The following is a 4,368-nucleotide window of genomic DNA, read 5'->3' as shown; positions in this document are numbered from 1 at the left end:
CAAAACTCATAACCATAATGGTCTTGATAGCATTTATTATGATTATAATCCCTTTCTTTTGAAAGGCTTTAAAAGATTATATGCTTTTCATAAAGCACATTTTAATTATTCACTAAAATCATAAGATTCGTCTGTTAAATAAACTGACATAACCGATAAAATAGACAAAAGCCCATAAAAAGGAATTTTGATAATCTATGAAATAATAGGTTATTTCCTTAAAATCTTGCACCAAAACCATGATCAGAGCCATACCACTGTTGAGTTTTTCAACTAGTGATCAAGGCTTTGGACCGCACCTTATTTTCTAAATTTCTGAAATATTTTCGATATTTTTTAGGTGCTATTTCTTGTCTTTTTTTCCGATAAAATTGACTATTTTCTCTTTCCACGAGCGGGGTTGCTCCTTGCTGGTAACCTCTTGTGGATCATCAAGCTTTTCTGCCACCTGTTTAATCAAAGCGTAACTCACTTGCTTCACCTTTGCTACTTCTTTGGCTAAAGCTAATGCACGTTCAAGGTGGGTTTTGTTGATGCTCTCGTCAAAGCCTAGGTGATCACCTGCCGTAAAGCTTTTCTGATAAGATTGTAAGGTCTCAACATCACCCAATAAAGCAAGAGCGCCAAGATGAAGTAAAGCATAATCCGTATCGTTTGCTTTAGACGTGGCGCCTTTTTCCCAAGGAGCAGTGCCATAATCAGAGCGAAGTCTTTTAGAAAGGTCAATGTCTGTTACCGCCCATTTTAGCGCGTCATCAAGTGCTTGCTTTAAGCGATCCGCAGTAACTTCTGGTTCAAAGATTTCTAAACCCTTTGCTTCAAAATTAAGCTGTAAATCTGGAATATCTTCCGTGTAGGTAGGATCAATGAATTTACAAGCGGTGGAAAGAATGCCCGTGCTAATCATAAAGGCGCTATCAAATTGTGGGTAATCTTTGGCAATTTCGTCGTTATAAAGAATGTCTACTTCACGATCAGCCAATTGATAGCTTGCCATATGGTCATTCTCATTGATTTTCTCGGTTGACCAGCCTAGACTTTTTAAAAGTGCATGAGCACTTTCCATGGTGAGACGATCATCAGTGTCATCCGCTTCATCCACTTCCTCTGCCACTTCAACAGAAGTTGTTTTAGAAGCAACAGATGCTGTTTGCGGATCCAAGCTTAAAATCGGAGCGTTTTTAGGAAAACCAGTCCGATAACGGCGTGCAAGAGCAAGGACGTTATCAATAATATGTGCTATGTTTTCCCTTATCAAAGCTGAAAAGTTTTTATCCTTCAAACTTTCCTTATAAAATTTGAGTTTTTCAACATCCCCAATAAGAATAAGTGCAATAAGGTGCAACTTCGCAAAATCATATTCACTGTCTGGGGACAAAGCCGCATAATCATAGATGATTTGATTCACATTTTGTCGATCAGCCCAGCACAAAATATCCGCACTGATCTGTTTCAGCTTGCCTTCATCCAATTCAGTACTAGAAACTGCATAAACTTCTTCTGATTCTTTAAGAACGGTATATTGGGGAGTATTGATGAAAATAGATCGATAAGCTGTAGAAAAACCAAGTGTTGAAAGAGAAACCTTGAAGGTAACAAATGGTGTCTCTCCTTTTTTATCAAGGTCGTACACTATATTAATGATACGATCTTTCGTTATAAAATAAGCATTGCAATTGTAATTTTTATCACGATAGACTGTCCAGTCCATCCTTTTTAAGTCTTCAGAAACTGTATTAAGAAAAGACAAATCTTGTAAACTAAGACGATCATCTATAGCTTTTCGCTCATTAAGGATTTTCAGATATTCTTCAGCAAATTGAACGGCATGGTTAATATATCTCTCTACTTCACGGTCATCCAAAATCTCAGAAATCTTACCGGCTTCTAAAAAATTTTGATAAGATTTCAGAACATCAATTTGACCTGTCAATGCTAAACAAGCCAAATGCCAGACTATACGTATATTGTAGCTATACTTTTGAACACGTGTTTTGCTTTCTATTGATGCTTGTAAATCTTGGGCACGTGCCCACTGTATTATCCGCTCAGAGATTTTGATAAGCTCTTGCTCATCTAATGTCTCTACACAAATATCAATGCCTTTACCAAAACTACTAAAAACCCCCCCCCAATCGTATTAAAAGAATTATAAATATTTTTAGGAGAAACACACCAATATTCCTTACTATAGTGAATACAATTGCAAGCGACAGAAATCATTTCATTAGATATTTCAGCTTCAATACGGACATTGTAATTATCATGAAGACGTATAAAACCAAAATCAAATTGAATAAAGCGGTCGGGCAAAATCAACCATATTTTTCCAGGTTCCGTTGAAAACCACCCTTGTGTTTTAAGAACGCGCATTGCTGCTGTGAGACTTATCGAGCGCTGTTTTGGCTTCTTGCGCGTTAGAATATCGTCTAATTCCCCATTTTTATAGGCCTGTGCAAAAAAAAGCAGGCGATCATCCGATGTCATTGTTTTATAATCTGCAAATTCTGGCACAGATAGTTTTGGGGTAGATCTATCACTCCTTAAAGCCTCCATATCACCAAGTAATGCTTGTGCAACGGCAGAATGATTAGTAGCTTCCTCGCACAACTCTTTTTCAATATCCTGTGCTTGCGCCCATGCAATCACTTTGTTTAAAGCGGTTGTGATATGGCTTTCGGAAAGATCCGGAGCTTTAACATTAAAATCCTCCTTCGCGTAAAACAGCACATCTCCATATTTACGCTGTGATTTTTCACCTCTAGAATATTCCCGAGCAAGACAATAAGCAGCGGTGGTGAGATCAGCCGAAAGCAAAAACTCTTTGCCACTCTCTCCATAATTTTTTACACCATAGCCAATACCGACAATGCGATCGGGAAGATGATAATGCGCAAAAGTATCCCCCACGTTATCACGATAAGGCTCCCAGCCCAGTCTTTTTAAAATCTCTGTGACATCTTTAGTTTGCATCATCATTCCCCCAGCATGATCTGTAATTCTTTTACATAAAAATTACTTGTATAATACTTAGGCTCTCTAGAAAGACTATATATTTCCTCTATCAATTTCACCTCTTCCATAGTTTTTTCCAAAAGCTCTTGTAAAAAGGGATAGGTTGCGGAGTAGGAGTGTGCTCAGTCTTTTCAATCGGTTGGTCACCATCAGGTATCTCAGCTCCCACACTTTCTTTAATTCTTTTGCAAAGGAATTCATAAAAATTGCTAGCGTAATATTCGCAATCTTCAGATGGAAGCATGACATAAAGCGGGCATTCACCATCCCTAAACTGCGTATAATCAAAATAAAAGGTTTCACCAAAATCTGTTCTGCTAATGAAAAGCTGTTCTGGTGTCACAAAACCACGTTCTCTATTGAGTAAGTTTCGGTAAACAATATCACCAGCAGGAATACCTTCCCCACAATCTCCATAAATGCTAAATATTTCATCACCACCAATTTCTCCTCCTCCATATTTTTTTAAGAAAACTTTGTAAGAGGATGTGAATTGCAAACCCAAAGCTTTCTCCGCCTTTTCAATCTGTAAATCATCTGTTTCATTCTCTCCATCATCTTCAGTACCCAAATTGATAATCTCTTCATCATATTTATTTACTTTATCAATTAAGACTGCAACATCATCTAAGGTATAGGTTTTCATAGATGATTCTCAAAACTTGCGTGATAAACGCTCCATATTTCCTCTATCAATTTCACCTCTTCCATAGTTTTTTCCAAAAACTCTTGTAAAAAGGGATAGGTTGCGGAGCAGGAGTGTGCTCAATCTTTTCAATCGGTTGATCACCTTCAGGTATCTCAACTCCCGCATGTACTATAATTCTTTTGCAAAGGAATTCATAAAAATTACTTGCGTAATATTCGCAATCTTCAGATGTATACTTGAGATAGAGTGGGCATTCACCATCCCTAAACTGTGTATAATCAAAATAAAAGGTTTCACCAAAATCAGCATCACAAACGACAAGTTGTTCTGGTGTCGTAAAACCACGTTTTCTAGCATTTAAGTTTTGGAAAACAACGTCATTAACAGAAACACCTATAGGATGCTCATAAAGACTATAGATTTCTTCACCACTAATGTCCCCGCCTTTATAATGTTTAAAAAAACTCTTGTAAGAGGATGTGAATTGTAAACCAAGAGCTTTCTCAGCCCTTTCAATTACAAGATCATCAACTGCATCATCTTCAGTACGAAAATGGATAATATCATTATATTTATCAACTAATACTGCAACATCAGCTAAGGTATAGGTTTTCACAAATCTTCCCCTGCGTGCTCTTTAATTCTTTTACAGAGAAATTCATAAAAATTACTTGCATAATAATGTGACGCTCCAGATGGAATCT

The 4,368-nt window shown here is 37.1% G+C and carries 2 protein-coding genes and 1 pseudogene; all 3 read right to left on the bottom strand.

Annotation, left to right across the window (positions count from 1 at the left end; all coding sequences use genetic code 11):
* Nucleotides 1–343: 343 nt before the first annotated feature.
* A pseudogene (locus ACFILZ_RS09290) lies at nucleotides 344–2,973 on the bottom strand (DUF6990 domain-containing protein).
* 97 nt (nucleotides 2,974–3,070) lie between these two features.
* Complete coding sequence (locus tag ACFILZ_RS09285) at nucleotides 3,071–3,661, bottom strand: SMI1/KNR4 family protein (protein WP_375610983.1); 591 nt, start codon at nucleotides 3,659–3,661, stop codon at nucleotides 3,071–3,073.
* A gap of 52 nt (nucleotides 3,662–3,713) precedes the next feature.
* The gene (locus tag ACFILZ_RS09280) at nucleotides 3,714–4,280 is read right to left on the bottom strand and encodes an SMI1/KNR4 family protein (protein ID WP_375610984.1); all 567 of its coding nucleotides are present in this window, start codon (nucleotides 4,278–4,280) and stop codon (nucleotides 3,714–3,716) included.
* Between the last annotated feature and the right edge of the window lie 88 nt (nucleotides 4,281–4,368).

The organism is Bartonella sp. AP40SXNS (assembly GCF_042195825.1).
Taxonomy (GTDB): Bacteria; Pseudomonadota; Alphaproteobacteria; order Rhizobiales; family Rhizobiaceae; genus Bartonella.
Note: the sequence above shows the minus strand (reverse complement) of the source record. Positions and strands in the feature narration are given on the sequence as shown.

What these genes read in the sequence shown, in the direction of transcription:
- ACFILZ_RS09285 (WP_375610983.1), bottom strand. Translation starts at nt 3,661, where the DNA reads ATGAAAACCTATACCTTAGATGATGTTGCAGTCTTAATTGATAAAGTA.